General features: G+C 70.0%; 24 protein-coding genes. 11 read left to right on the top strand and 13 right to left on the bottom strand.

Annotated features, from left to right (window positions below; all coding sequences use genetic code 11):
• Positions 1-8: 8 nt before the first annotated feature.
• Both HV824_RS10420 and HV824_RS10415 read left to right on the top strand, forming a co-directional pair.
• On the top strand, positions 9-575 hold the full coding sequence (locus HV824_RS10420; protein ID WP_176416640.1) for a DUF99 family protein: 567 nt from the start codon (positions 9-11) through the stop codon (positions 573-575).
• A 199-nt stretch (positions 576-774) separates the two neighbouring features.
• Positions 775-1,203 carry a hypothetical protein gene (locus tag HV824_RS10415; RefSeq protein ID WP_176416641.1) on the top strand — a complete coding sequence of 143 codons (429 nt, stop codon included), beginning with the start codon at positions 775-777 and terminating at the stop codon, positions 1,201-1,203.
• A 54-nt stretch (positions 1,204-1,257) separates the two neighbouring features.
• Here the strand turns inward: HV824_RS10415 and HV824_RS10410 are convergent, their stop codons facing one another.
• The gene (locus HV824_RS10410; protein WP_176416642.1) at positions 1,258-1,815 is read right to left on the bottom strand and encodes a DUF2378 family protein; all 558 of its coding nucleotides are present in this window, start codon (positions 1,813-1,815) and stop codon (positions 1,258-1,260) included.
• Between the two features lie 55 nt (positions 1,816-1,870).
• Between HV824_RS10410 and HV824_RS10405 the strand changes: the two genes are divergently transcribed.
• Positions 1,871-2,623, top strand: coding sequence for a hypothetical protein (locus HV824_RS10405; RefSeq protein WP_176416643.1), 753 nt, complete (start codon positions 1,871-1,873; stop codon positions 2,621-2,623).
• Between the two features lie 22 nt (positions 2,624-2,645).
• On the opposite strand, the gene HV824_RS10400 is transcribed toward HV824_RS10405, so the two are convergent.
• The 4 genes from HV824_RS10400 to HV824_RS10385 all read right to left on the bottom strand — a co-directional run bounded on the left by HV824_RS10400 (position 2,646) and on the right by HV824_RS10385 (position 8,436).
• Positions 2,646-5,765 (bottom strand): efflux RND transporter permease subunit, encoded by a 3,120-nt coding sequence (locus tag HV824_RS10400; RefSeq protein WP_176416644.1) that lies wholly within the window; start codon positions 5,763-5,765, stop codon positions 2,646-2,648.
• A 12-nt stretch (positions 5,766-5,777) separates the two neighbouring features.
• Positions 5,778-6,887, bottom strand: a complete 1,110-nt coding sequence (locus HV824_RS10395; protein WP_176416645.1) for an efflux RND transporter periplasmic adaptor subunit — start codon at positions 6,885-6,887, stop codon at positions 5,778-5,780.
• Positions 6,884-7,657, bottom strand: a complete 774-nt coding sequence (locus HV824_RS10390; RefSeq protein ID WP_176416646.1) for a TetR/AcrR family transcriptional regulator — start codon at positions 7,655-7,657, stop codon at positions 6,884-6,886. Before HV824_RS10390 ends, HV824_RS10395 begins: the two co-directional genes overlap by 4 nt.
• Positions 7,658-7,758: 101 nt before the next feature.
• Positions 7,759-8,436 carry a DUF2293 domain-containing protein gene (locus tag HV824_RS10385; RefSeq protein WP_176416647.1) on the bottom strand — a complete coding sequence of 226 codons (678 nt, stop codon included), beginning with the start codon at positions 8,434-8,436 and terminating at the stop codon, positions 7,759-7,761.
• Positions 8,437-8,555: 119 nt separating this feature from the next.
• Here HV824_RS10385 and rnz point away from each other — a divergent pair, with 119 nt between their 5' ends.
• Complete coding sequence (gene rnz / locus HV824_RS10380; protein WP_176416648.1) at positions 8,556-9,479, top strand: ribonuclease Z; 924 nt, start codon at positions 8,556-8,558, stop codon at positions 9,477-9,479.
• Positions 9,480-9,481: 2 nt separating this feature from the next.
• On the opposite strand, the gene HV824_RS10375 is transcribed toward rnz, so the two are convergent.
• Positions 9,482-10,006, bottom strand: a complete 525-nt coding sequence (locus tag HV824_RS10375; protein WP_176411131.1) for a hypothetical protein — start codon at positions 10,004-10,006, stop codon at positions 9,482-9,484.
• 201 nt (positions 10,007-10,207) lie between these two features.
• Here HV824_RS10375 and HV824_RS10370 point away from each other — a divergent pair, with 201 nt between their 5' ends.
• The 3 genes from HV824_RS10370 to HV824_RS10360 all read left to right on the top strand — a co-directional run bounded on the left by HV824_RS10370 (position 10,208) and on the right by HV824_RS10360 (position 13,513).
• Entirely contained in the window at positions 10,208-10,981 is a 774-nt protein-coding gene (locus HV824_RS10370) for a rhomboid family intramembrane serine protease (RefSeq protein WP_176416649.1), read from the top strand.
• 29 nt (positions 10,982-11,010) lie between these two features.
• Positions 11,011-12,813 (top strand): amidohydrolase, encoded by a 1,803-nt coding sequence (locus HV824_RS10365; protein ID WP_176416650.1) that lies wholly within the window; start codon positions 11,011-11,013, stop codon positions 12,811-12,813.
• Positions 12,814-12,964: 151 nt separating this feature from the next.
• The gene (locus HV824_RS10360) at positions 12,965-13,513 is read left to right on the top strand and encodes a hypothetical protein (RefSeq protein ID WP_368670883.1); all 549 of its coding nucleotides are present in this window, start codon (positions 12,965-12,967) and stop codon (positions 13,511-13,513) included.
• Positions 13,514-13,552: 39 nt separating this feature from the next.
• Here the strand turns inward: HV824_RS10360 and HV824_RS10355 are convergent, their stop codons facing one another.
• Positions 13,553-15,562, bottom strand: coding sequence for a hypothetical protein (locus HV824_RS10355; RefSeq protein ID WP_176416652.1), 2,010 nt, complete (start codon positions 15,560-15,562; stop codon positions 13,553-13,555).
• Positions 15,563-15,626: 64 nt separating this feature from the next.
• On the opposite strand from HV824_RS10355, the gene HV824_RS10350 reads away from it, so the two are divergent.
• Positions 15,627-16,859: a DUF6068 family protein gene (locus HV824_RS10350; RefSeq protein ID WP_255207913.1), complete on the top strand. Its 1,233-nt coding sequence runs from the start codon at positions 15,627-15,629 to the stop codon at positions 16,857-16,859.
• Positions 16,860-16,870: 11 nt separating this feature from the next.
• Here the strand turns inward: HV824_RS10350 and HV824_RS10345 are convergent, their stop codons facing one another.
• The 4 genes from HV824_RS10345 to HV824_RS10330 all read right to left on the bottom strand — a co-directional run bounded on the left by HV824_RS10345 (position 16,871) and on the right by HV824_RS10330 (position 21,404).
• A complete protein-coding gene (locus HV824_RS10345; protein WP_176416654.1) occupies positions 16,871-18,712 on the bottom strand; it encodes a hypothetical protein in 1,842 nt (613 codons plus the stop codon).
• Between the two features lie 51 nt (positions 18,713-18,763).
• Entirely contained in the window at positions 18,764-19,201 is a 438-nt protein-coding gene (locus HV824_RS10340) for an organic hydroperoxide resistance protein (protein WP_176416655.1), read from the bottom strand.
• 17 nt (positions 19,202-19,218) lie between these two features.
• Positions 19,219-19,674 carry a MarR family winged helix-turn-helix transcriptional regulator gene (locus tag HV824_RS10335; RefSeq protein ID WP_176416656.1) on the bottom strand — a complete coding sequence of 152 codons (456 nt, stop codon included), beginning with the start codon at positions 19,672-19,674 and terminating at the stop codon, positions 19,219-19,221.
• A 107-nt stretch (positions 19,675-19,781) separates the two neighbouring features.
• On the bottom strand, positions 19,782-21,404 hold the full coding sequence (locus tag HV824_RS10330) for a S8 family serine peptidase (protein ID WP_176416657.1): 1,623 nt from the start codon (positions 21,402-21,404) through the stop codon (positions 19,782-19,784).
• 181 nt (positions 21,405-21,585) lie between these two features.
• On the opposite strand from HV824_RS10330, the gene HV824_RS10325 reads away from it, so the two are divergent.
• Positions 21,586-22,371 carry a HipA family kinase gene (locus HV824_RS10325; protein WP_176416658.1) on the top strand — a complete coding sequence of 262 codons (786 nt, stop codon included), beginning with the start codon at positions 21,586-21,588 and terminating at the stop codon, positions 22,369-22,371.
• Positions 22,349-22,765: a DUF3037 domain-containing protein gene (locus tag HV824_RS10320; RefSeq protein WP_176416659.1), complete on the top strand. Its 417-nt coding sequence runs from the start codon at positions 22,349-22,351 to the stop codon at positions 22,763-22,765. The genes HV824_RS10325 and HV824_RS10320 overlap by 23 nt, the downstream gene beginning before the upstream one ends.
• Here the strand turns inward: HV824_RS10320 and HV824_RS10315 are convergent.
• Together HV824_RS10315 and HV824_RS10310 are read right to left on the bottom strand one after the other, a co-directional pair.
• The gene (locus tag HV824_RS10315; protein WP_176416660.1) at positions 22,740-23,297 is read right to left on the bottom strand and encodes a hypothetical protein; all 558 of its coding nucleotides are present in this window, start codon (positions 23,295-23,297) and stop codon (positions 22,740-22,742) included. The genes HV824_RS10320 and HV824_RS10315 overlap by 26 nt on opposite strands.
• A 56-nt stretch (positions 23,298-23,353) precedes the next feature.
• On the bottom strand, positions 23,354-23,881 hold the full coding sequence (locus HV824_RS10310) for a hypothetical protein (RefSeq protein ID WP_368670879.1): 528 nt from the start codon (positions 23,879-23,881) through the stop codon (positions 23,354-23,356).
• Positions 23,882-24,194: 313 nt separating this feature from the next.
• Between HV824_RS10310 and HV824_RS10305 the strand changes: the two genes are divergently transcribed.
• The gene (locus HV824_RS10305) at positions 24,195-25,187 is read left to right on the top strand and encodes an endonuclease/exonuclease/phosphatase family protein (protein ID WP_176416662.1); all 993 of its coding nucleotides are present in this window, start codon (positions 24,195-24,197) and stop codon (positions 25,185-25,187) included.

The raw sequence follows: 25,187 nt of genomic DNA, 5'->3' as shown, positions 1-25,187 counted from the left end.
ACGTCACCATGCGCCTGCCCCGCTTCCCGCGTGTCATCGGCTTCGACGACGGCCCCTTCGCGCGCCGCCCGGGCGCCGCCGTGCCCCTGGCGGGCGTTGTCTGCGGAGGCACGCGCTTCGAAGGGCTCGTCTGGGGACGGGTGCGCCGCGACGGCTGGAACGCCACACAGGAGGTCTGCCGGCTGCTGGAAGGTGGGAAGTTCCTCCCACAGCTCCACCTGGTGCTGCTGGATGGCATTGCCTTCGGCGGCTTCAACGTCGTGGACCTGCCCCTGCTGGCAAGCCGGCTGAAGCGGCCGTGCGTGGCGGTGATGCGGCGGCCTCCGGACCTGGACGCGGTGGAGCGCGCGCTGCGGCGCCTGCCTCGCGCGGAGGCGCGCTGGACGAAGCTGAAGCGCGCGGGGGCCATCCACCAGTTGGGAGGCTTCACCTTCCAGGTGCAGGGCGCGGAGCCCTCATGGGTGGCCGAGGCGCTGGCGCGCGTGACGGACCGCGGCCTCGTCCCCGAGGCCCTGCGGCTGGCGCACCTCATCGGCTCCGCCGTCGTCACGGGCCAGAGCAGTCAGCGCGCCTGAGCCGCGCCCAGACGGCTTCGCCTCCTGGCAGAGGATTGCGCCGCCACCACATGCGTGCGCCGGCGCGCGGAAACTTCCACCGACGCCAGACAATCCAGACACGCTCGCACACCCTTCCAGCCATGAACCTGCCATGGCGGGCCGCATGGAACTCCGTTTGTCTTCATGTTAATCTTTGCCTCGCGAGGAGGGCGCACACATGTTCGAAGTCATCAATGACAAGAATCGCCGTACCGTCACCGTGCGGTTGAGTGGGTTCGTCAGGCCGAACGAGATGCGGGACTTCGCCAGCCGGTACCGCAACGAGACAGACTCCTACGGAGGGGGACGTCACCTGGTGCTCGCGGACATGCGTGGGCTCAGGACCCTGGAGCCGGAGTCCGCCAACATCTTCGGAGAGGTGGTGGCCTACGGCCGGCAGATGGGCTGCGTCATGTGCGCGCACGTCTCGGACTCCACCATCGCCCGGCTGCAGACGGCGCGGGTGGCCTCGGCGGCGGCGGCGGACAACGACATCACGGTGGACTGCGTGTCGCTGGAGGAAGCGCACTCGCAGCTCGCCAAGGCGCGCTCGCGCTACTTCCTGGGCGCGGCTCCGGAAGGCGCGGTGGAGCAGGCGGCGCGCTGAGACACCCCTCCGGGTTGGAGCAGGATGGCTCCAGCCCGTGGACCCCCAGGAGGCTCAGGCCTCGTGGCCGTTGCGCCACATGAGCCGGTAGGTGACGCCTTCGTCGGTGAAGGCGCGCACCTGCACGTCGGCATGCGGCGCTCCCACCGCGCGCAGGCCCGCGCGCAGCGCGCCTTGCGTGAAGTAGCGGATGGCGCCGGCCTCGTTCATCCACAGGTCCACTTCGGTGAGGGACACGTCGTCCAGGCGTGTCTCCGTGTAGTTGTTCCCGGAGCGGAACATCTGCCGGGCCCGGCTCACGCACCGGCGGGGGCCCAGGAGCTGAATCACGCCGAAGGCGGCGCGGCCCAGCACCGTCTCCCGGTAGCCGTCCACCATGCGCTCACCCAGCAGCGCGTAGCCCACGTCGTCGGGCACGTCCGGGTGCAGCTCGCGCGCGGCCACGCGCACGGCGGAGCACCATGTTTCAAATGAGTAGGCGGGCTGCAGCTTGCGCTCCAGGTCCACGCCCACCTCCCGCAGCCGCTCGCGGAGCACGGGGGTGACGCGGGCGCCCAGCCCTCGCACGAAGAGCCCCTCCAAGGTGTGCTCGAAGACGAGCTTCTCCGGCATGTTCAGCAGTGTACCCTGCCTCCGCTAGGATGTGCGGCGAGGGGGTAGGAATTCCATGGGTCTGCAACGAGAGCTCGCCATCCTGGCCATGAAGGCCACGCCGCTGCCGGGGAAGAAGAACTTCCTGGCGGAGGCCGGTATCGCCACACCGGTGCCCGCCATCCGCGGGTCGATTGGCGCGGTGGCGCATGAGCCCTTCATGGCCTTCGACACCAAGCGGTTGATGGACCTGCTGGTGGCCTTCACCATTGGAGACTTCCCGGAGCGGACCGGGTGCTCCAACTACTTCAACCCGCACAGCCCCTGGTACAACGTCTTCTACGGTGCCTACGGCATCCGCTCGTACAAGCGGGATGGCGGCCCGTGGGGCTTCACCCGCGACGGCCGGCCGGACCTGGAGGAGATGCTGGAGATTCCGCGGCTCGACTACAACTTCCTCACGGCCGGCGAGCTGGGCTGCCCCGCGTCGAAGATGTGCTTCGAGGTGCTGGACGTGCGCCAGGGCCGTGAAGGCCCGTGGCACCTGGCGGAGGTGAGCTGCATCATCCCCAGCGGGCTGCACCGGGTGCAGGACGCGCAGGCGCCGGACCTCACGTATTACGCCGTTTTCGGCGTGCCGGAGGAGGACTACCTCGTCGGCGGCCGGGAGAGCTACGAGCCGGTCCGTATGCGCGGGCGCATGTACTTCCGCCCAGTCGCCGAACGCCTCACGCTCGTCTGGGGCGGCCTCTGCCCGGACACGCCTGACGGTCAGCGGCTGATGGGCGCCATCGTGGATGCGATGGCGCCGCTGTACGCGGGGCGCTGAGCGCCCCCAAGGCCCGCGGACCTCAGGCCGCCTGGCCGGGCTTGGGCTCCACCTGGCGCGGAGCGGAGGCGGCGTCGTCACTCCGCGGGCGGCGGCGCTTGAAGCCCAGGCGCTCCATGCCGGCGAACACCACCGGCACCACCAGCAGCGTGAGGAAGGTGGAGGTGATGACGCCACCAATCACGGAGATGGCCATGGGCGCGCGGAACTCCGAGCCCGTGCCCGTGCCCACCGCCGTGGGCACCATGGCGATGGCCATGGCCGCGCTCGTCATCAGGATGGGCCGCAGCCGGCGCGGGCCCGCCTTCAGCAGCGCCTCATCCACCGTGTCGCCGTCCCGCAGGTTCTGGAGCGCGCCGTCGATGAGCAGAATCGCGTTCTTCGTCACCAGCCCCATCAGCAGGATGATGCCAATCATGGCGCCCATGGACAGGTGGAAGCCCGTCACCACCAGGCCCAGCAGCGCGCCCACCAGGGCCAGCGGCAGCGACGCCATGATGGTGAGCGGGTGCTTGTAGGATTCGAACTGGCTGGCGAGCACCATGTAGATGAACACGAAGGCCAGCCCGAACGCCGCGCCGAAGGCGTCGTTCTGCTCGTCCAGGCTCTTCATCTGCCCGTCATAGATGAGCGCGTAGCCCGGGGGCAGCGGCTGGGCCGCCACCCGCGCCTTCAGCTCCTGGGCGATGTCGCCCAGCGCCGCGCCCGGGCCCAGCTGCGAGTACACGGCGATCTGCCGCTCGCGGTTCTCATGCTCGATGAGGCTGGGGCCGTTCTTCAGCTCCACCCGGGCCACGTCCGTCAGCGGGCGCAGGCCGCCAGGCGTGTACACCTCCAGCTGACGCACGCGCTCCGGCGTGGCGCGGTCCTTCTCCGACAGGCGCACGCGGATGTCCGTCTCGGTGATGCCCTCACGCAGCTTCGCCACCACGTCACCACCAATGGCCAGCCGGAGCTGCGTGGCCAGCGCGCCCGCGTGCAGGTCCACGTCGCTGGCGCGCGCCCGGTCGATGAGCACCTGCATCTCCGGCTTGGGCGGGTTGGACTCCACGCGCACGTCCGCGGTGCCCGGCAGCTCACGGAGGATGTCCGCGACGCGCTCGGCCTCCTCGTTGACGCGCACCAGGTCCGGCCCGGTGATGCGCACCATGATGGGGTAGAAGTCGCCCATGCCCTCCAGGATGGGCGGGTCGCTCAGGTTCACCCGCGTGCCCACCAGCCCCGGCTCCAGCAGCGCGCGCGCGTCCTCCTTCAGCAGTTGGATGCCCTTGGTGCGCGCGTCCTTGCCCACGGTCAGCACGCGCATGCGGGACTTGTTCACGTCGCCGTCCTTGCCGACGATGGAGTAGACGTCCGTCACCTCCGGGAGCTGGCGCAGCAGCGCCTCCGCGCTGGCGGTGCGGGCCTCCGTCTCCCGGATGCTGGCCGAGTCCGGCAGCGTCAGGTCCACGAAGAACTGCGAGCGGTCCTCCGCGGGCATGAACTCCATGCCCAGGCGGCTGGCGCCTCCGAAGGACACCACCAGCAGCACCAGCGTGAGCCCCATCGTCGTCCACTTGTGCGCCAGCACCCAGCGGAGGATGGACTCGTAGACGCGCTCGGTGCCGTCCAGGAAGCGGCGCAGCGCCGCGGCCACCGCGTTCTCCTGGCGGATTTCGCCCGGCACGCGCCGCTTCGCCAGCCGCGCCGACATCATCGGGTCCAGCGTGAAGGAGATGAACAGGGAAATCAGCACCGCCACGGAGATGGTGATGCCGAACTGCCGGAAGAACTGGCCGACGATGCCGGGCATGAAGGCCACCGGCACGAACACCGCCACCAGCGACAGCGTGGTGGCGAGCACCGCCAGGCCCACGTCCCGGGTGCCGTTGGACGCGGCGCTCACCGGGTCCTCACCCTTCTCCAGCCGGTGGGTAATCGCCTCGCGCACCACCACCGCGTCGTCGATGAGCAGACCGATGGCCAGCGACAGGCCCAGCAGCGTCATCTGGTTGAGCGTGTAGTCCAGCACGTACATCACGAAGAAGGTGCCCAGCACGGAGGTGGGCAGCGCCAGCGCCGAGATGAAGGTGCCGCGCACGTCCAGCAGGAAGATGAGGATGATGAGCACCGCCATCGCGCCACCGAAGACGAGCGCCACCCAGACCTCGTGCGCGTTCTCCTGGATGAGGTCCGACTGGTTGATGAGCAGCGTGGCCTGGAAGCCATGCCCCACCACCGAGTCCATCTGCGACATCACCCGCCGCACCGCCTCGCTCACCGCGACGGTGTTGGAGCCCGGCTGCTTGACGATTTCCAGGATGACGGCGTCCTGCCCGTTGAGGCGCGCCAGGGTGCGCCGCTCGGCCACGCCGTCCGTCACGCTGGCGATTTCACCCAACCGCACCTGCGCGCCCGTCGCGCTGCGCGCCACCGGCAGGTCGCGGATTTCCTCCACGTTCTGGAACTGCCCCAGCGAGCGCACCGTCATCTCGGAGGCGCCCAGTTGGAGCCGGCCCGCGGGCAGGTCCAGGTTCTCCGCCGCCACGCGCTGGGCGATGCTCAGCGGGGACACGCCCGCCGCGCGCGCCTTGTCCAGGTCGATGTCGATTTGCACCTCGCGCGTGTCACCGCCCGTGACGCGCACCTCGGCGGCGCCCTCCAACTGCGCGAGCGCGGGCTTCACGCGGTCGTCGATGAGCCGGCGCAGCTCCTGCGAGGGCAGCTCCGCGGAGACGGCGTAGGTGAGGATGGGCGTGGCCCCCAGGTCCACGCGGCCGATGACGGGCGCGTCCGCGTCCTGGGGCAGGCGGCTGGCGATGCCGGCGACCTTGTCGCGCACGTCCTGCACCGCCCGGTCCAGCGGGGCGGTCATCTTGAACTGCACCACCACGATGCCCACGTTCTCCCGGCTGAAGGAGTGAATCTTGTCCACGCCGCTGATGCCGGCGACGGCGTCTTCAAGGGGCTTGATGACCTGCGTTTCGATTTCGCCCGGACCCGCGCCCTTGTAGACGGTGTTGATGATGACCACCGGGAACGACACATCCGGATAGAGGTCGGTGCCCAGGCGGCCCAGGCCCATGAGGCCGAGCACGACGAGGCACAGCGACAACATCGCGGTGAAGACAGGCCTGCGGATGGAGACGTCGCTGAGCAGCATGGGGAGGGCTCCCTACTTCACGGAGACGCGGGCGCCCTGCGACAGGCCCGGAGTGGGGTGGTCAACGACAGCGTCGAGCGGCGAGGACGCCAGCACCACCACCTCGCCCTGCTCGCGCCGCTCCAGCACCCGCACGTCCACGCGGCGTACCTGGCCGGACGCCACCACCCAGACATGGTCCCCGTCCAGGGCCGACAGCGCGCTGCCCGGCAGCACCTGGGCGTCCCGCGCCTGCCCCAGTGAAAGCTCGGCCCGCGCCAGCGTGTGCGCCACGAAGCGGCCGTCCGCGTTGGGGACGGACAGCTCCACGGGGACGCGGCGCGTTGCGGGGTCCGCGGAGGGGAGGATGGTGCGCACCACCGCCTCGTCCGAGGACACGCGCGCGCCCACCGACTCCACGCGCACCTTGGCGCCGGGCTCCAGCTGCGAGCGCAGGGCCTCCGACACCGTCGTCTTCAAGAGCAGCGTGTCCAGGCGCTCCAGGTTGAACAGCGGCGTGCCCGGCGCCACCGTCGCGCCCGTCTGCTCCGGCGCGTCGATGATGGTGCCGTCGAAGGGCGCACGAAGTTCGTGCCGGCGGCGGGACGCGCGCGCCTGGGCCAGCTGCGCCTTGGCGGCCATCCACTGCGCCTGCGCCTGCGCGGCATTGGCGCTGGCGGTGCGGTGCGCCACCTCGCTCACCCCGCCCTGCTGCTGGAGCTTCTCGTTGCGGGCGGCCACGTCGGCGGCCATGGTGGAGGCGGCCTCGGCGGCGGCCACCGCGGCCTCCGCCTGGGCCACCTGCGCGTCGGAAATCTCCGGGTCCAGTTGCGCCAGCACGTCGCCCTTCTTCACCCCCTGCCCCTTCTTCACCCGGACGGCCGACAGGCGGCCGCCCACCTCGAAGCCCACCCTCAAGGCCTGCGCGGGAAACAGCGTGCCCGTCACCGACTCGCTCGGCGCGGCCCGCACCGTCCGCGCGGAGACGACCTTCACCGTGGGCACCACCTCCTTCGCCGGGGCCTTGGCGGGCGGCGCCGACGAGGCATCCGCCTTCTCACATGCGGTCAGCGACAGCACGGCGGTGGCCAGGCCCGCCGCGGCGAGCACGCGGACGGCGGACGGCTTCAGGTTGGGTTTCACGAGCGTTTCCTCGGGGTCTTTCGGGGTTTCTGGGCGGCGGCCCGGGGCCGGCGCGCGACACGCGTGGAAGGGGCGCGCGGCGTACGCGCGGGGGATGGAGGCGCCTCCACCGAGGACGGCTGCGCCGGACGGGTGCCCTCCTGACACAGCCGCTGGAGCGTGTTCGCCCACGCGTTCAGGTCCGGCTTCTCATCCAGCCGCGCCATCTGCGTGGAGAGCAGCAGGAAGGACCCGACGATGATGGAGGCGAAGATGTGCGCGTCCAGCTCCGGGTCCATGGCGCCAGCCTCCTGCAGCCGCCGGAAGTCGTGGGAGACGCGCTCCACCTGGGCGTCCGTCATGCGCCACAGCAGGGACTCGAACGCCGTGCCCTGGCTGCCGCTGGTGAGCACCAGGGACACGTCCCGGAACTCCCACACCCAGTCCAGGGCCTCCAGGTCATGCTCCTTCTCCAGTTGGAGAAAGCGCAGGTAGCGCTCGCTGCGCTCGATGCGGTCCCGCGCGCCCGGGATGCCGTGCGTCTGGAAGAAGCGCTCCATGTGGGCCATGCGCCGCCCGTTCATCTCCATCAGCCCGGACTCGAACGCGCCCACCACCTCCCCGAACAGCGCCTCCTTGGATGGGAAGTGCAGGTAGAAGGCGCCCTTGGACAGCCCGCACGCGGCGGTGATGTCTTCGATGCGCGCGCCCTTCAGCCCCCGGCGAACGAACTCTCGCCGGGCCGCGGATACCAGCGAACTGCGCGCGTGAGGGTCGGCGGGGCGGGCCATGCTCGCCGGATTCCTAACCCGCCGGTCATTAACCGTGCAAGGTTTCTGAACACCGGGTCAGTCATCCAAGGTCCGCGGCTGTGGGTGCGCGCCGCCGCCGCTCAGGTCCGCGTCAGCGCGGTGCACAGCGGGCACGCGGCGGGCCCGTGGGGGACATCGCGGCGGTGCAGGTCCAGCACGGCGCGGGAGATGTCCGCCAGCTCCCGGCGCACCTCCCTGCGGGCGCCCTTCACCCGGGCGATGCGCATGTCGTCGTAGCTCGTGGTCTGGTGTCGCATCCACGCGATGACGGCGGCCTCGGCGCGGCGCTCCAGGGGGATGCGCTCGGTGCGGGCCACGGTGCCGCTGCCCACGGGGGTGGCATGGGTGGCGACGAGCACCGCCATGCGCTTGGCGTGCGGCAGCCACGCCGGGGAGAAGGCGAGGAAGCGCAGCACCGCGTTGGCGAAGTCGACCTCGTAGGCCTCCTGCTCGCGGGCGCGGCGCTCGCGTCCCGCGGCCAGCTTCTTCTCGTAGGCGGGGGTGGCGCGCTCGGCCTCGAGGGCGGCGCGGGCGTGGAGGATGTGCGCTTCCGGCGCCCACACGCCCCGGGAGAAGAGCTTGCGGCCCACCTTCTCCGCCACGGTCCAGGAGGGCCCCGCCGCCTTCACGCGGCGGGTGAGCCCGGCGTCACCGGGGGGGAGCAGGGCCCAGCCGTCCGGCACGGTGAGCACGCGGCCATCTGGCGCGCGCACACGGCGAGGGTCCGAAGTCGGCGCGAAGGTCAGGGATTCAGGCATGGTGAAGTCCGAGGTCGGGGGCGGCCACATAGCATGGGTGCCTCCAACCCTGGTAAATGGCCCCCTCGCGTCGGCGGTTGACTGGCGCGGGAGGCCCTCAACGCGTGGGAAGTGCCGGCATGTCCCTCCTCAGGCTCACGTTCCTCGGTACCTCCGCCGCGCAGCCCACGCTGCACCGGAACCTGTCCGGACTCGCGGTGAAGGCGCACGCGGACCTGCTGCTCTTCGACTGTGGAGAGGGCAGCCAGCGGCAGATGGTGCGCTATGGCACCGGCTTCACCGTGGACGCGGTGTTCTTCACGCACTTCCACGCGGACCACTACCTGGGCATCATCGGCTTCTTGCGCACGCTGGGCATGACGGGGCGCTCCGAGCCCATGCACCTGTACGGCCCGACCTCCGCGAAGCGCCTGCTCCACCAGGCCGTCCACCTGGGCGTGGAGTCCATGTCCTTCCCGGTGGAGATTCACGAGCTGAAGGACGGTGACGTGGTGCCGCGCAAGGGCTACGCGGTCCACGCGGTGGGCGTGGACCACCGCATCAACGCCCTGGGCTACGCGTTGGTGGAGGACGGCCGCCCCGGGCGCTTCAACCTGGACACGGCGCGCGCGCTGGGCGTGCCGGAGGGCCCCAGCTTCGGACAGCTCCAGCGGGGCGAGCCGGTGACGCTGGAGGACGGGCGGACGGTGAAGCCGGAGGACGTGCTCGGCGCGCCGCGCCCCGGGCGCCGGCTGGTCATCTCCGGGGACACGCGCCCGTGCCCGTCGCTGGTGAAGGCCGCGAAGGACGCGGACCTGCTGGTCCACGAGTCCACCTTCTCCGACGACGAACAGGAGCGGGCCGTGGAGACCCGGCACTCCACCGCGCGGGAAGCGGCGCGCGTGGCGCGGGAGGCGGGCGCACGGCGGCTGGTGCTCACCCACCTCTCCAGCCGGCACGACACCGACCCCTCGAAGCTGCTCACGCAGGCGCGTGAGGAGTACCAGGGGCCGGTGGAGGTGGCCTTCGACGGGTTCACCGTCGAGCTGCCCCTCCGGGACTGAGGCTACTGAATCTTCTCGGACTCGGCGCGCAGGGAGGAAGCGGACTCGGCGTCCACGCGCTGGACCAGCTCCCACTCCAGCGCCTCGTCCCGGGTGATGTTGCCGCCGTCGGCCCGGACGGCGGGCTCGGAGATGTCGCTGGCGCGGCCGGACGTGTTGGAAGCACCCGCGGACTCCGTGACGAGCTGCCGGGTGAGCTCCACCGAGCACTGGCCCGGGCCCTTCTCGATGCCGCGCACCAGGTAGCGCACCTGGGTGGTGCCCAGCGACGACGGGGCGCCCTGCATCAACCACTCGGTGGTGGCCTCGAAGCCGCTCTGGCCCGCCTTGAAGGAGTAGCCCTTCTCCTTCAGCAGGGCGAGCGCCTGCGGATACACCTCCGCCACGGGCTTGCGGTAGACGTGGTTGCGCGCCTTCTCCAGCAAGAAGGCTTCACGGCGGCGGCCGGCGCAACCCGCGGTGGTGAGGGACAGCGCGGCGACCACGAGGAGCGCGGCGGCGCCGCGCGACAGCATCGACAGGTTCATTTCTCAGGACTCCACGGGAGTGTGAGGCGGCTCAACATCCCTCAACCCGCTTCCCGCAGCCAAGTCTCCCCGGGGATGGTTTCCCAGGGCAAGCATTCCACCCGCTCCGTCCGTATGGGTGCCCATGCGTCCAGCGCCGCACATCCAGGCACCTTCCGCCGCCGCGCCCGGCCAGGGAGATGCACATGATGGGCCTCCCACATGATTCCCATCAGCGACGACAACCCCACCCTCCGCACTCCCGTCGTGACGTACCTGCTGCTCGGCACCATCGGCTTCGTCTGGGTCTTCATCCAGGGCGCGGGCCTGGACGCCTACCGGCTGGCGGCCAGCGTCTGCAACCTGGGCATGGTGCCCGGCGAGCTGACGGGCGAGGCGGCGCTGGGCCAGTACGTTCCCCTGGGAGACGGGCTGGCGTGCGTGGTGGACAACGAGTCCATCAACCTCCTCACCCCCATCACCTCCATGTTCCTGCACGGCGGCTGGGGACACCTGCTGGGCAACTGCCTCTTCTTCTGGGTCTTCGGCAACAACGTCGAGGACAGCATGGGCCGCCTGCGCTTCGTGGTGTTCTACCTGCTGTGCGGACTGGCGGCGGCGGCGGCGCATCTCCTGGTGGACCCGGGCTCGCCGGTACCCACGGTGGGCGCGTCCGGCGCCATCTCCGGCGTCATGGGCGCGTACCTGCTGCTCTATCCGCGGGTGCGGGTGAACATGCTGTTCATCATCGTCATCTTCATCCGTGTCTTCCCCGTGCCCGCGTGGGCGGTGCTGCTGTGGTGGTTCGGCGTGCAGCTCTTCAGCGGCCTGCCCCAGCTCAACACGGTGAGCGCGGAGGCGTCCGGCGGCGTCGCCTTCTGGGCGCACATCGGCGGCTTCGTGGCGGGCATGGCGCTCATCAAATTGTTCCAGAACCCGCGCTACACGAACCAGCGCACGTCGATGCGCCACCGGCTCCATCCCAACCATCCGTGACCCACGCGACCGGCAGGCGCGGCCCCTGCTTGGCCTCTCCTTCCAGGTGCGCCAGAGTGTCGCGCCGGACGCGCCAGGAATTGGCGCGGGCTTCCAGACAGGTGCCAGACATGACGCTGCGACGACTCGGTGGTGGACTCCTCGGGGCGGTACTCCTTCTGACAAGCCTTTCGGGCTGCACCCGGCGTGTGCCGCCCGCGGATGACAACCCGGCCCCCGTGCCGGAGCCCACCGCCACCACGACGGTGTACGTGGCCCAGCGCATCCGGACGCTGGACCCGGCGAAGCCCCAGGTGCAGGCGCTCGCGGTGAAGGACGGCAAGGTGCTGGCCACCGGCACGAAGGACGAGGTGCTCGCCGCCGCCGGCAAGGACGCGCGCGTGGTGGACCTGGGCAGCGCCACGGTGGTGCCGGGCCTCACCGACGCGCACGGTCACCTGGCGGGCCTGGGCCGCGGCCTGGTGACGGTGGACCTGGAGGGCGTGGACACGAAGGCGGAGGCCCTGGAGCGGCTCGCCTCGGCGCCCTCCTCCGCGTTCCAGGGCGAGTGGCTGCTGGGCCGCGGCTGGGACCAGAACGACTGGCCGGAGAAGACCTTCCCGTCGCGCGCGGACCTGGACACGCGCTTTCCCACGCGGCCGGTGGCGCTGAGCCGCGTGGACGGCCACGCGCTGTGGGTCAACGGAGAGGCGCTGCGCCGCGCCGGCATCACCCGTGACACGAAGGACCCGGCGGGCGGGCGCATCCTCCGGGGCGAGGGCGGAGCGCCCACCGGCATCCTGGTGGACAACGCCATGACGCTGGTGGAGGCCGTGCTGCCGCCCGCCACGGACGCGCAACACGCGGCGCAGTTGACCGCGGCGCTCCAACGCGCCGCGCAGGTGGGCCTCACCGGCGTCCACGACGCGGGCATGGACCTGCGCACCTTCCGCCTGCTCCAGCGCTGGGACAAGGAAGGCAAGCTGCCGCTGCGCGTCTACGCCATGGCGGATGGACAGACGGGCGACCGGGAGACATACCTGAAGGACGGCCCCCATGAGGGGCGCATGCTCACGATGCGCGCGGTGAAGCTCACCCTGGATGGCGCGCTGGGCAGCCGCGGCGCGGCGCTGCACCAGGACTACAGCGATGAGCCCGGCCACCGCGGCCTGCTGCTGCTGTCGCCCGAGGAGTACGAAGCGCGCGTGCGCGCCTTCATGGCGCGGGGCTTCCAGGTGTGCACGCACGCGATTGGAGACCGGGCCAACACGGTGGTGCTGGACGTGCTCGCGCGCGCGGCCGAGGCCACCGGCACGCTCCAGTCCGGCCGGCACCGCGTGGAGCACGCGCAAATCATGCGCCCCGAGGACATTGAACGGCTGGGCCGGAGCGGCTTCATCGCCAGCGTGCAGCCCACGCACGCCACCAGTGACATGCCCTGGGCACAGACGCGCGTGGGGCCGGAGCGCATCCGCGGGGCCTACGCGTGGCAGCGGCTGAAGGCGTCCGGCGCGGTGCTGGCGCTGGGCAGCGACTTCCCCGTGGAGCGGCCCAACGTGCTGGCGGGCCTGTACGCGGCGCGCACGCGCCAGGACCTCCAGGGCCTGCCGGAAGGCGGCTGGTACGGCGAGCAGCGGCTCAGCGGACAGGAGGCGCTGGAGGGCTTCACCGTGGGCGCGGCGCACGCGTCCTTCGCGGAGACCCGGCGCGGCCGGCTCCAGCCCGGCATGGACGCGGACTTCGTCGCGCTGTCGGTGGACCCGGTGGATGGGCCCGTCACCGCGCTCCCCGTCGCCGAGGTCCGGATGACGGTGGTCGCGGGTGTCGAGGTGTTCCGGGCCTTCCAGCGTTGAGCGGAGCGGCTGGGAATTGGTGCGGGCTGGTATTTCCGCCGTGTCGTGGAGTGCTCTAGCATACGGCTTTGCCGCAAGCCTCCTGTGAGCCAAGGCCGGCTCACAGGTTGGAGCGGGGGGTATCGCAAGCGTGACAGCCTCATTGTCTGGTGTGAATTACAAGGGCTTCACCGTCCAGAACCTGCTGGCCTACGTGCACGAGCGCTTCGGCGAGGACACCGCGCGCACGGCCGTGGAGTCGCTGCTCCCCGAGCTGCAACCCCACGCGGACCCGCGCACGACGCTGGCGGTGGGCTGGGTGCCGGTGGAGACGTACTTCGGCATCATCCAGCACGTGGTGGACCGGCACTTCGACGGGAAGCCGGAAGGGGCTCACACGGTGGGCTACGAAGTCACCCTGCGAGACATCCACTCCATCTTCAAGATGGTGCTGCGCTTCACCACGCCCAACATGGTGCTGGGGATGGCGCGGCGCATGTGGCGCTCCTACTGCGACCAGGGGGAGCTGGTGCACCAGGAGGAGAACGGCACGGGCATGCTGCTGCTGCGCCAGTTCACCTACCAGACGCCGGTGGCCCTCCATGAGATGGCGGGGGGCTTCAAGGCGTACCTGGAATGCTCCAGCGCCAAGAATCCGCGCGTGGAAATCATCGCGCCGGACCCGGACGGGACGCTGCGCTGGCGCATCGTCTCCGGGTAGCGAAGGCTGCCCGGTGCGGTCCGGGCAGCCCACCGCGGGTTACAGGTCCGCCGTGTAGCTGAGCGCCTGGATGCGGCGGTTGAGCGCCTTCTGCGCCTCCTGCCGCTGGTTGGACAGCTTCGTCAGCTCGGCGGCGATGGCCTCCAGCCGGTCCTCCTGCTCGTTGAGCTTGGAAACGAAGCGGTCCGCCAGCTCGCGCTGCGACGCGCCGCTCTTCAGCGATTCGATGTTGGAGCGGATGCGCTCCTGGTCCCGGAAGAGCTGGTTGCGCTCCTCCAGCAGGCGCTGCTCCTCCTTCGCCAGCGCGTCCACCTGCTCCCGCTGCGCGACGACCTCCTTCAGCGCGCCCGCCATCTTCTCGTCGATGAAGCGCTGCGACACGAAGTAGGAGACCTCGTCCACCCCCATGCTGGAGACGAGGTACTGACGCTGTCCGCGCGTGCGCTCGGTGACGGTGAACGAGTCCTGCGCCCCGGCGGCCAGCTCCCGCTTGAAGCGCCAGTAGCCCTCCGTCGTCTCCGCCGCCTCCGGGCTGTCCTTGGCCAGCTCCCAGCCCTGGCGCGGGTGCTCCACGTACAGCACCTGCGCCCGCGGCGCCTTGTTGCGCGACAGGTACGTCGTGCGGCGCAGGTGGAAGTACTCCGCCATCAGCATCCCGGCGTTGACCACCACGCGGAACACCGGCCCGTCCTCCGTGCGGTCCTCAATCGACACCACGCAGCCCAGCTCCACCGCGTAGGGCACGAAGCGCCGGTCGTTGGGCTTCATCGTGTCGAGCATCGCCTCGCCCACGTAGCGCTCGTCCTCCGTCACCGTCACCGGGCCGCCCTCCAGCGTGAGGCCCGTGGTGTTCTTCAGCTCGATGCACGCCATGGGGTTCTTCTCCCGCGTGGACCGGTTGTAGAGGAGCACCCGCTTGCCCTCGAAGGGCTTGTGCAGAATCGGCACCAGCGCGCTCTGGTTGCGGTGCACCGTCACCGGCCGGTCCACGCCGTACTCGAAGAGGTCTCCGACTTCTTTCGTGAGCGTCGTCACCGGGGCGCTCTGCGCCATCACCTCGCGCAGCTTCGGGCCGCCAGGGCCTCCCACGGACACCGGCCCCCCTCGCTCCGCGCGCGAGCGGCGCGGCGCGGACGCGGGCGCCGGGGCAGGCATCGCGGACATCATCGGCGCGGCCATCTCCGCGTCCCGCAACATGTCCGCGGCGCCCCCGAAGCTCTCCTCCGGAATCACCGGCGCGGCGGCGGCCTCCGTCTTCACCTCCACCACCGGCCGCTTCATGTACCGGGGGTTGTAGAGGTCATGCACGAAGGACACCGGCAGCCCGGCGATGAGCGACAGCTTCACGTCCACCCAGTCCTCGTCCCCGGTGTTGTCCACCAGCGCCCAGCCCTGGAGCAGCGGCGGCTCCCCCTCATCCAGGAGGATGCGGTAGCTCGTCTTCCACACCGGCGACTCCACCACGTAGCTGACGAACAGCTCGCGCTCGCCCTCGCCCGACGTGAGGATGGCCATCCGCTTGGAGTCCTTCTTGTACGAGGACAGCACCGTGGCCAGGTAGAACTCCAAGTCCTTGCGCACCGCCTCGTCCAGGAACTCCAGCTCGGACACGTCCAGGATGTCGAAGGTCCGCAGCGAGGCGCCCACCAGCAGCGACAGGAACGGGCGCACCAGGCTCGTCTCGCCCGCCGCCACGGCCAGCGAGTCCAGGCCGATGATGGAGCCCTCCACCTGCGCGCCGCCCACGCGCACCCGCACGCGCGCGCCTTTAATCTGCCCCAGCAGCGCCGTGAGGCTGCCGTCCTCCGGGATGCGGATGGTGGCCTCCGCCAGGAGCTGCTCCAGCGGCTTCGTGGAGTCGTAGCTCACCGCCGACACCGAGCCGCCCGACAAGTCGAGCACCGTCAGCGACTTCAGCACGTCGTTCATGTCGCGCGCCTTGAAGTCGAGGTTGAGCGTGTCATTGCCACGCACCTTCCCCCGGCGCTCGAAGTAGCCGACGCCATGCTTGTAGAGAACGACGCGGCGGATGGACAGGTTCGTGGTCATGCGACCCGGTGTATCAAGGTCCGACAGGGGTGACGCAATGCCCCTCACCGCCGAGGTCGTTCGAATGCGAAAGCCTGTCGCCTCCTCCCTGTCCCGCCCCGCGATGCTGTTGTGCGCGGCCCTGACCCTTGGCACGAGCTGCAAGAGCGTGGAGCCCCACACCACACCCTCCGACGGCACCACCGCACCGCCGGAAGTTTCCACCCAGGCGCCTGTGACGGAGACGGAGACGGAGACGGAGACGGAGACGCCAACGCGTCGCGGCAACTCGCCCTGGCTGCGGGCTCGCGTGGGCGACCGCGTGGCGTATTCCTTCTCCGCCAACCGCAAGGCCATGGGCCGCCAGCAGCCCGGCACCGCGCCCGCGTCCGCGGTGGCCGGCGTGGTGACGCTGGAGGTCGTGGCGGTGGAGCTGCCTTGGGTCTGGGTGACGATCTACTTCACCGAGGATGGCGGCGCGCCTTCACGGCAGCCGATGCTGGCGCGGCCGCTGGTGGTGCCCGTGCGAGCCGATGAGTCACGTGCGCTGGAGGTCCCCCGTGAGGGCAAGCAGAGCACCGAGCAGCTCACCGCCGCGGGCCGCCACTGGGAGGCGAAGCGCTACCTCAACGACAAGCGGATGATGGATGGTCCCCTGGAGAACCGGCTCTACGCGGCGACGCCGGGCCCGCTGTACCTCACCCATGGCCTGCTCGACGCGAGCACCACGCTGGCGGGCTTCGGAACGGGCGGCGGCGCCCAGCTCACCCTGGTGGAGGCGCGCCAGGGACAGGAGGGTGGCACCGGCCAGCCTCCGGCGCTCGACCGCCCTTGGGGCCCGGGCACCTGGTTCGACGTGCGGATGGAGACGGACGGCGCCACGTCCGTGCTGCGCACCTGCCAGGCCGCGGAGCGAGGCTTCATCCTGCGTCAACAGGTGACGCCGCCCACGACAGGCGCGGCGTGCCCGGACTTCGCGCAGGCGGAAGCCGTGCCCCTGGAGGAGGCGGTGCTGGCGCGCATCTGGGAGTCCCTGGACACACGCCAGTGGCCCCCGGCGCCCACGGGCCTCGCACCGATGAAGCGCGAGACGATGACGGTGGGCGCGCACCGCGTCCCGGCGCTCCAGTTCGAGACCGCGCAGCCCCAGGCGAACAACGTCCGCGTCCAGGTCTATGCCGCCGACCCCTGGGAGGATGAACTCTCCGGGCTGGCCCACGAGGCCCGCTTCCAGCCGCTGAGCGACCGCACCACGCCCAGCGGTGGAGGCGCGCAGCTCACGGACTGGGGCGTGTGGGTGCCGGGCAGCACGCCGTAGGCGCCTTGTGTCTAGGCTCGCGCGCGCGCGTCGAACAGCGCGCGCAAGCCGTCCACGAGCGCGTTGGCGCCATACGGCTCGCCCAGCGTGTCGAGCGCGTCCCGGAGCGCGCCGAACAGCGCGCGGGAGTGCTCCGGATTCCTTTCGCTCCGGTCGATGACATGGCCCACCCGGTCAATCTGCTGCTTCCAGGTGGCCAGCACGCCTTCGTATGACGCGGGGACAGGGACGGCGCTCTCGAGCAGGAGCCCGGCCAGCGCGATGACGTCGGTGAAGTCGTACCGCCGCGTCGTCGCGTCGAAGAAGTCCGCGAGGTGGACGGTGTCGTGCGCGAACCAGAAGCGCACGAAGTCCGCGGCGGTCTGCTTCGCGTGCTCCAGGTCGACCTCGACCAACGGGTGCAGCGCCCTGTCGACGTCGGTGATGAGCGAGTCCTTGATGCTCACCCGCTGCAAGGCCTTGCTGTCGAAGGCGCGCGTCGGCAGCGAGCGCAAGAAGGTGCCCTTGAACTCCACCACCTCCAGCTTCGGCAAGCGCGTGAGGACCTCTGGGAAGTCCCGGAGCACCTTCACCTTGCGCCAGCCTCCGAAGGCGGCGCGCACGTACGAGTAGGGGTTGTTGATGAGGTTGAGGGTGCGCAGCTCGGTGCAGCGCGCCAGCGACTCCGGAAGCCGCCAGAGGCAGTTGGCCTCCAGGTCGAGGTGGACGAGCTTCTCGAGGTTGCCCACCGACTCCGGCAGCTCCCGCAGGCCGTTGCCGCCCAGCCGAAGCTCTCGCAGCTCCGTGAGCTGCCCCAGCTCCTCGGGGAGCGTGCGCAGCTTGTTCCCCGTCAGGTCGAGCTTCTCCAGCCGGCGGAAGTGAAACAACTCCGCGGGCAGGGTGCCGAGATTCTTGTGGGTCAGCGCCAGGCTCTTGAGCGTGTCGGGCGCCTCCAGCTTCTTGGCCATCTGCTTGCGGAACTCCGCGCGGACGCTCACCGGCGTCTCCAGCAGATTGGGCTTCCGCTCCGCCAGCCGCTCGCGCGCGAGCGAGAGGTCCACCTGGCCTTCGGGCTTCTTGAGGACACCGGAGACGAAGACACCCTTGGCGTCGTGCGGGTCGCTCGCGTCTTCCACGCCGTCCGCCACCGGGAAGATGCTGGCGCCCCAGCCGAGGTAGCGCAGCGCGTTCGTCTTCCCCGCGACGGTCACCGCGTGCTCGGTGGCCACGATGCGAGCGTCGAGGTCGCCGCCCACGTCGAGGTGGCCGTGGTTGTAGACGCCGACCAGTTCGTTCGTGCGAACGCTCCCGTTGACCCGAATCTGCGAGCCGCCGACGCCGACGCCGCTGGCGGCGAGGGAGCCTTCGACCTGAAGGAAGGGCCCGGTGTCGTCCTCGAAGTTGAGCAGGCACCCCTCGATGGTGAGCGTTCCCCGCACCAGGAGCCCCACCAGGGGAGACGGCGCATCCTTCTCCGGTGACAGCAGCCCGAACCCGTCATCGAGGATGAGGTCGTGAGGAACAACCAGGTCACCGTCGTGCACGAGCACGCGAGCGGTGGCGCTCTCCGCGCTGGCAGCGACCTTCAGCTCGGCTTGCAGCTCCGAGAAAGGAACCGCGCGGAGCCCCAGCTCGGCGGAGAAGAAGCCCTTCTCCACTTTCGCGCGGAGGTTCTTGTCGCAGAAAGCGAGCGCCTCGGCTTCAGTCTCGAACACCTTTTCGGTCTGCTTCGACTTCCCGCCGAGCGGGCCCTCACGCAGCGTCACGGCCGTGCCGCTGCGCTCGAAGGACCAGGTCCGCTCCGTCCCTTTTTCGCGGGAGACAAGTGAAAGGGATGCGCGAGGCGCGGGAGCGGGCAGCTTGGAATCAGGCATCACGCCACGATACCAACTCCCGCGCGGTCCTCATGAATTCGCCACCCGCGATTAGCCCGCGATGGAGACCTTCACGTCGATGTTGCCGCGCGTGGCCCGCGAGTACGGGCACACCTCGTGGGCCGCCTCCATCAACTTCTGGGCCTCGTCGTTCGGGATGCCCGGAAGGAGCCCCTGGAGCTCCACCGCGAGCCCGAAGCCGCCGTCCGGCGTCTTGCCGATGGTGACGGTGGCGCGCACGCCCGCGTCGTTGCCCAGGTTCTTCCCCTGCATGCGCGCCACCAGCCGCAGCGCGCTCTCGAAGCAGGCGGAGTAGCCCGCCGCGAAGAGCTGCTCCGGGTTGGTGACGGCGCCGCCCGCGCCCCCCAGCTCCTTGGGCATGGCCAGGGGCAGGTCCAGGACGCCGTCCTCCGACTTCACGCGACCGTTGCGACCGCCGTGGGTGGTGGCGGAGGTGTTGTACAGCGGGCTGATAGCGACGGGAGCCATGGTGTTCTCCTTGAGCGTTACTTCGAGGAATCAACGTGGGACTGCGAAAGCACTTCGAAAAGACGTTGGATGTCGCGGCGCAGGCGGGTCGCCTCCTCCAGCGTCAGCCCCAACTTGCAGGCCATCGCCTCGGGAATGGACGTGGCCTTGCGGCGCAGGGCCCGCCCTTCGGACGTCAGGTGGATGCGCACCGAGCGCGCGTCCTCCGCGCTCCGCTCCCGCCGCACCAGGCCCTGAGACTCCATCCGCTTGAGCAGCGGCGTGAGCGTCCCCGAGTCCAGGTACAGCCGCTCCCCCATCCCCTTCACCGTCTCCCCGTCCGTCTCCCACAGCACCAGCAACACCAGGTACTGCGGGTACGTCAGGCCCAGCCGTGACAGCAGCGGCGCATACGCCTGCGTCATCGCCCGGGCCGCCGCGTAGAGCGGGAAGCAGAGCTGCCGGTCCAGGCTGAGCGGGTCATCCATCGACATGGGAGATGAATAGGGCGCAATTCAATTGTGCGCAATCAAATCGGACACGAAAAAGCTCCCGGCGCCTGGGCACCGGGAGCGCTTCGCTGCGTCACGTCAGGGCTGGCTCAGCGCCCGGCGACCGTGGTGTCGTCCTCGCTGAGGGTGGCCTCGGCGGCGGCGACGGCGGCCTCGATGTCCAGCTTGCCGCTGGTGCTCACCTTGCCCTTGAGGTCGGCGTCCACTTCCACCGTCTGGACCAGCAGGTCACGCACCTGCGCGGCCGTCAGTTCGGGGTTGGCGGCGAACATCAGCGCCGCGGCGCCCGCCACCGTCGGGGTGGCCATGGAGGTGCCGCTCATCTCCTCCCAGCCGCCGCCCGGGACGGTGCTCAGCACGTCCTCGCCCACCGCGGCCAGCTCCACGACCTTGTCCCCGTGGGAGGAGAACCTCGCGAGCTTGTCGTTGTTCTTGTCCATGGACGCAACGGTGATGACGTTGGGCAGGTCGATGTTGGCGGGCATGTCCGGCACGTCGTTCAGGTTGCTGCCGTTGCCGTTCGCCGTGGCCGCGACGAGGAGGATGTCCGCGTCGGCCAGCTTCTGCACCGCGTCCGTCCAGCGCTTCACATCCGCCGGGTTGCGGTACTCGTTGCCGAAGCTGGCGTTGACGGCGCGGATGTTCACGCCGTGCTCGGTCTTCATCTTCACCATGTAGTCGACGCCGCGCTCGAAGTTCGTGAGCAGGTCCGCGCCGTTGTACAGGCCGCCCAGGCTCATGATCTTCGCCTTGCCCGCGGCGACGCCGGTGTTGCCCTCGCCGTTGTCCTCGGCGGCGATGATGCCGGCCACGTGCGTGCCGTGGTCCGTGCCGCTGCCGCGCATCACGTCGCCGCTGTTGTAGCCGACGTTGTAGCCGTAGACGTCGTCCTTGACGCCGTTGCCGTCGTTGTCGATGCCGTCACCCGCGACCTCGTTCGGGTTGACCCACATCGCGTCATCCAGGTCGGAGTGCTTGAAGTCCACGCCGCCGTCGAACACGGCGATGACCGGCGGGCCGGAGAGCGGCTTCTGCGGCTCCTCGATGGGGCCCGTCGCCTGGCCCGCGGCGTCCAGGCTCCAGCTCTTCAGGGTGCCCGTGTCGCGGCGCGCCTTGTCCTCGACAGAGAGCGTCCAGGTGCCCTTGGTGGACTCGCCCTTGAAGGCGGCCAGGTCGAAGTTGCCCTGGATGTTGTCCGCGCTGCCGCCCGTGCGGTTGTGGAGGGTCTCCGTCTTGCCGGAGGGGCTGGTCAGCTTGACGACCAGGTCACCCTTGTAGGTGTGCGCCAGGTCCAGGTTCAGCTTCAGCGAGTCCAGCTTCACGTCCTGGTCGAAGGACACGGTGGACGTCGTCGTCTGGAGGTCGTTCACCTTCGCGTTGGGCGTGGCGGACGCCTGCAGCGTCACGGGCGCGCGGGCCGCGCTCTCCGCGAAGGGCCGCACGGCGACGTGGCCGGAGCCGAAGGTGAAGGCCGAGGCCGGCAGCGCCGACGGGGTGCCCGGGGGCAGGCCCGTGGGGCGGTCCACGAAGTTGCCCTTCGGGCGGTCCACGAAGTTGGAGCCCCGCGCGCCACCCGTGGGCGCCGAGTCGAAGCCGTCCTTCGCCGTCTGGACCGGCGTCTTCTCCACCGGCCTGGCCGCGGCCGGTTTGGCCGTGTCATCAGCGCGGGTGGACTGCGACACGGGCGACTTCGGCTTGCGAGAGATTTCCATGGTGGGGGTGCTCCGTGGGGGGCAGAAAAAAACGCCGATAAATGATTGTCGCATTGTGTCGGACAAAGTTTCCAGTGGGCGGCCATTAGCCGCGTCAGTGCCTCCCACCCCCGGCCGACATGCTACATGCCGCGACGCGGCCCCCAGGGACGACGCCAGGAGAGAGGACGGGAGGTCTGGAATGCCAAGGACGGTCACCGCCACGCGCTACGTGACGCCATTGAGGGAGGGCGGCTCGCTGCCCGCCATCATCGAAGCGGACGACGCGGGGCTCTACGTCGTGAAGTTCCGGGGCGCGGGCCAGGGCGCCAAGGCGCTCATCGCCGAGCTCATCGCCGGGGAGCTGGCCCGGGAGCTGGGACTCCGCGTGCCGGAGGTCGTACTGGTGGAGTTGGACCCGGCGCTGGGGCGCAACGAGCCGGACTCCGAGATTCGTGAGCTGCTCAAGGCCAGCGCGGGCCTCAACCTGGCGCTGGACTACCTCCCGGCGTCGGTGACGTTCGACCCGGTGGCGGACCCCGTGCCCACCGCGGCGGAGGCGTCCGGCATCGTCGCCTTCGACGCGTACATCACCAACGTGGACCGCACCCCACGCAACCCCAACCTGCTGACCTGGCACCGGAACCTGTGGCTCATCGACCACGGGGCCTCGCTGTACTTCCACCATTCGTGGGACGACTGGGAGGCGCGCAGCCAGGGCCGCTTCGCGCCCATCAAGGACCACGTGCTGCTGCCCTGGGCCACGGCGCTGACGGAGGCCGGCAGGCACCTGGGCGCGCGCATCAGCCGGGACGGGGTGGAGCGAATCGTGGGGGCCATTCCGGAGGCGTGGCTCACGAGCACCGAGTCCCCCTTCCCCACCGCCGAGGCCCACCGCGCCGCCTACGCCACCTGGCTGCTGCGCCGGCTGGAAGCGGTGCCCGCGTTCATCGAGGAGGCGGACCGTGCCCGCGCCCAGCTCGTTTGACTACGCCATCATCCGCGTCGTCCCGCGCGTGGAGCGCGAGGAGTTCATCAACGCGGGCGTCGTCCTCTTCTGCGCCACCCAGCGCTTCCTGGGCGTGCGCGTGGAGCCGGACGCGGCGCGGCTGAAGGCGCTGTGGCCCGACGTGGACGTGGACATGATTCGCGGCCACCTGGAGAGCTTCCGCCGCGTGTGCGAGGGCGGGAAGGGCTCGGGGCCCATTGGCCGGCTGTCCCAGAAGGAGCGCTGGCACTGGGTGGTGGCGCCGCGCAGCACCATCATCCAGACGGGGCCGGTGCACTCCGGGCTGTGCACCGAGCCCCAGGCGGCGCTGGAGCACCTGCTGGACACGGTGGTGCGGCTGAAGCGCGCTACTCCCGCGCCCGGCGGCCGGTGAAGCGGACGGCGGAGGCGCAGCCGGAGGCCACCGTGGAGCCGGTGACGGGGTCCCGCTCGACGTGCTCGTTGCGGACCCAGACGGTGCCCTGGATGGTGTCTTCCAGCTTCTTGGTGTCGATGGCGATGCGGAAGGCGTGCTCGTTGCCCAGGGCGGACAGCTCGTGCTCCTCGTCCAGGCGCGTCTGGATGTGGAGGAACTGGTAGCCGCCGTCCGCGCCCACCGAGCCCATGAGGACGTCCGGCGCGCCGTCGCCGTTGATGACGTAGGCGTTGTTCGGCGTCTGGAAGTCGATGTCGGGGACCTCGAGGAACATCGAGTCCAGCTCACCCTTCCGGAGGGTCCACCGCTGCTGCGCCTCGAGGCCCACCGCGGGGCCTTGCGCCGGTTGGACGTACTCGGAGCACTCCGTGGGCACGTTAGCCAGCGTCTCCGTGTCCAGCGTCACGTCGTAGAGGTACGTGTCGTCCTCGCCGCACCCCGTGAGCGCCATCACCACGGCGGCCATGGCGCCCCACTGGTCTCCACGCATCGGTCTCCGCTCCTTCCGGCACAGGGCTCGCGCCACTGTGGCGCGAGCGGAGGAGCCTACTCCGTCACGCGCTTGCCCGTGAACGGGATGGTGATGGCGCACTGTGGACTCGTATTCCATGCTCGAAACTTGAGCATGCTTCGAACCCACATGAATCCCTGAATGGTGTCATCCAGGGTCTTGGTCTCGATGACGATGGTGAAAGCCTGATCTGTCCCCGGGTGCCCCATCATGTCGAAGCCTTCCGTGAGGTAGACGAATTGAAATCCCCCACCTGCGGCAGCCGCCCCGGGAATGACGTCTGGCGCGTCATCCTGACGGTCGATGACAAACGACCCGATACCCCGGGTGGAGATTTCGACATCGGGAATCTCCAGCGACATCGATTCCACTTCCCCTTCGCCTCGCTGAAAACGCCACCGCTGCTGCGCCTCCAGTCCTTCAACAGTCCGCTCTTCCGGGACGGCCTGCCTGAAGCATTCAATCGGGACGTTGCTCAGGGCCGCTTCATCCAGCGTCACGTCGTAGACGTACGTGTCGTCCTCGCCGCACCCCATGAGCCCCATCATGGATGCGATTGCCACACCCCACGTGTATCCCCGCATGAACAGCCTTCCCTCGGTAACACCGCTGATGACCCGTTACGGGTTGCCGCGCACCACCTTCTGCCGCGTGCCCGGAACTCTCAGCAGAAAACCACAGGGTGACTGGAACCTGGCTCCATTCGTTGCCGGATGACGTGCATCTCGGCGCCGCGTCCTCGTCTCCCCGCACGAACAGTACGGCCGGGCAGGCAGGGCCTCGGAGTGTCGGCCGCCTGACGCCGTCCCAAGCCAGAGCGGCTGGCGGTTAGTAGTTTCCTCCCAAGGCCCACCGGAGGGAGCCTTCACGCTGCCCATGAGTCCATCCCCGCTGCGAATCGTCACCTACAACGTCCGCTACTTCGGCCACATGCTCCGCGGCCTGGCGAGCACCGTGGGCCCGAAGCGACGGGTCGCCGCGGCGTTGGCGTCACTGGACCCGCTGCCGGATGTCGTCTGCCTCCAGGAGGTGGAGACGTCCTCGCTGCGCAGCAACATCGCCGACCGGCCCAAGCAGCCGGGCGAGACGCAGCTCACCGCCTTCATGGGCCGGATGGTGGAGACGTTCGGCATGTTGGGACGGGAGATGCCCTACGAGGCCTTCTACTTCCGCGCCCACCACTACAAGCTCGGCGAGGTCTCCCTCTACACCACCGGCCTGGCGGTGCTGGTGAACACGCGCAGGCTGGAGGTGGCCACGCACAACGTGGACGCCCCCCAGGCCATCACCCACCACCACGTCCAGCGGCTCAAGGACCGCAAGCAGAGCCGCATCTGCGCGCACATGCGCCTGCTGCGCCGCGAGGACGGGCACCCCTTCCACATCTTCAACACCCACCTCAGCCTGCCCACGCCCTTCGCCCGTGAGTTCTGGGCCACGCGCGACAAGATGGGCTGCGGCGTCAACCAGCTCCACGAAGCCCGCAAGCTGACGGACTTCATGCACGGGCTCACCGGTGACGAGCCCTCCATCGTGTGCGGCGACTTCAACTCACCGCCCGCGTCGCCCGTGTATCGCTACCTCACCACCGACGGCCGGCTCACCTGCGCGCAGGCCGCCGTGGGGCAGATTGACCCGAACGTGTCGCGCGGCTTTCCCACCGCCGGCTTCATGCACATGCGGATGCACCTGGACCACGTGTTCTCCGGCGCCGGCGTGCGCTGGCTCGACACGCAGGAGACGTCGCCTTTCGGGGACCTCCGCAGCCGCTTCCACGGGCTGTCCGACCACATGCCCATCGTCGCGCGCTTCGCCCTGGACAGCGGCAGGACGCTCATCACGCCCCCGCCGGGCTCGATGCCACTGTAG

The organism is Myxococcus sp. AM009 (assembly GCF_013372605.1).
GTDB lineage: Bacteria > Myxococcota > Myxococcia > Myxococcales > Myxococcaceae > Myxococcus > Myxococcus vastator.
This window is presented reverse-complemented; position numbering and strand designations above follow the sequence as displayed.

What these genes read in the sequence shown, in the direction of transcription:
- HV824_RS10355 (WP_176416652.1), bottom strand. Translation starts at nt 15,562, where the DNA reads ATGACCACGAACCTGTCCATCCGCCGCGTCGTTCTCTACAAGCATGGC.
- HV824_RS10335 (WP_176416656.1), bottom strand. Translation starts at nt 19,674, where the DNA reads ATGTCGATGGATGACCCGCTCAGCCTGGACCGGCAGCTCTGCTTCCCG.
- HV824_RS10305 (WP_176416662.1), top strand. Translation starts at nt 24,195, where the DNA reads ATGAGTCCATCCCCGCTGCGAATCGTCACCTACAACGTCCGCTACTTC.
- HV824_RS10340 (WP_176416655.1), bottom strand. Translation starts at nt 19,201, where the DNA reads ATGGCTCCCGTCGCTATCAGCCCGCTGTACAACACCTCCGCCACCACC.
- HV824_RS10415 (WP_176416641.1), top strand. Translation starts at nt 775, where the DNA reads ATGTTCGAAGTCATCAATGACAAGAATCGCCGTACCGTCACCGTGCGG.
- HV824_RS10420 (WP_176416640.1), top strand. Translation starts at nt 9, where the DNA reads ATGCGCCTGCCCCGCTTCCCGCGTGTCATCGGCTTCGACGACGGCCCC.
- HV824_RS10370 (WP_176416649.1), top strand. Translation starts at nt 10,208, where the DNA reads ATGATTCCCATCAGCGACGACAACCCCACCCTCCGCACTCCCGTCGTG.
- HV824_RS10400 (WP_176416644.1), bottom strand. Translation starts at nt 5,765, where the DNA reads ATGCTGCTCAGCGACGTCTCCATCCGCAGGCCTGTCTTCACCGCGATG.
- HV824_RS10390 (WP_176416646.1), bottom strand. Translation starts at nt 7,657, where the DNA reads ATGGCCCGCCCCGCCGACCCTCACGCGCGCAGTTCGCTGGTATCCGCG.
- HV824_RS10345 (WP_176416654.1), bottom strand. Translation starts at nt 18,712, where the DNA reads ATGCCTGATTCCAAGCTGCCCGCTCCCGCGCCTCGCGCATCCCTTTCA.
- HV824_RS10410 (WP_176416642.1), bottom strand. Translation starts at nt 1,815, where the DNA reads ATGCCGGAGAAGCTCGTCTTCGAGCACACCTTGGAGGGGCTCTTCGTG.
- rnz (WP_176416648.1), top strand. Translation starts at nt 8,556, where the DNA reads ATGTCCCTCCTCAGGCTCACGTTCCTCGGTACCTCCGCCGCGCAGCCC.
- HV824_RS10375 (WP_176411131.1), bottom strand. Translation starts at nt 10,006, where the DNA reads ATGAACCTGTCGATGCTGTCGCGCGGCGCCGCCGCGCTCCTCGTGGTC.
- HV824_RS10330 (WP_176416657.1), bottom strand. Translation starts at nt 21,404, where the DNA reads ATGGAAATCTCTCGCAAGCCGAAGTCGCCCGTGTCGCAGTCCACCCGC.
- HV824_RS10405 (WP_176416643.1), top strand. Translation starts at nt 1,871, where the DNA reads ATGGGTCTGCAACGAGAGCTCGCCATCCTGGCCATGAAGGCCACGCCG.
- HV824_RS10350 (WP_255207913.1), top strand. Translation starts at nt 15,627, where the DNA reads ATGCGAAAGCCTGTCGCCTCCTCCCTGTCCCGCCCCGCGATGCTGTTG.
- HV824_RS10315 (WP_176416660.1), bottom strand. Translation starts at nt 23,297, where the DNA reads ATGCGTGGAGACCAGTGGGGCGCCATGGCCGCCGTGGTGATGGCGCTC.
- HV824_RS10385 (WP_176416647.1), bottom strand. Translation starts at nt 8,436, where the DNA reads ATGCCTGAATCCCTGACCTTCGCGCCGACTTCGGACCCTCGCCGTGTG.
- HV824_RS10325 (WP_176416658.1), top strand. Translation starts at nt 21,586, where the DNA reads ATGCCAAGGACGGTCACCGCCACGCGCTACGTGACGCCATTGAGGGAG.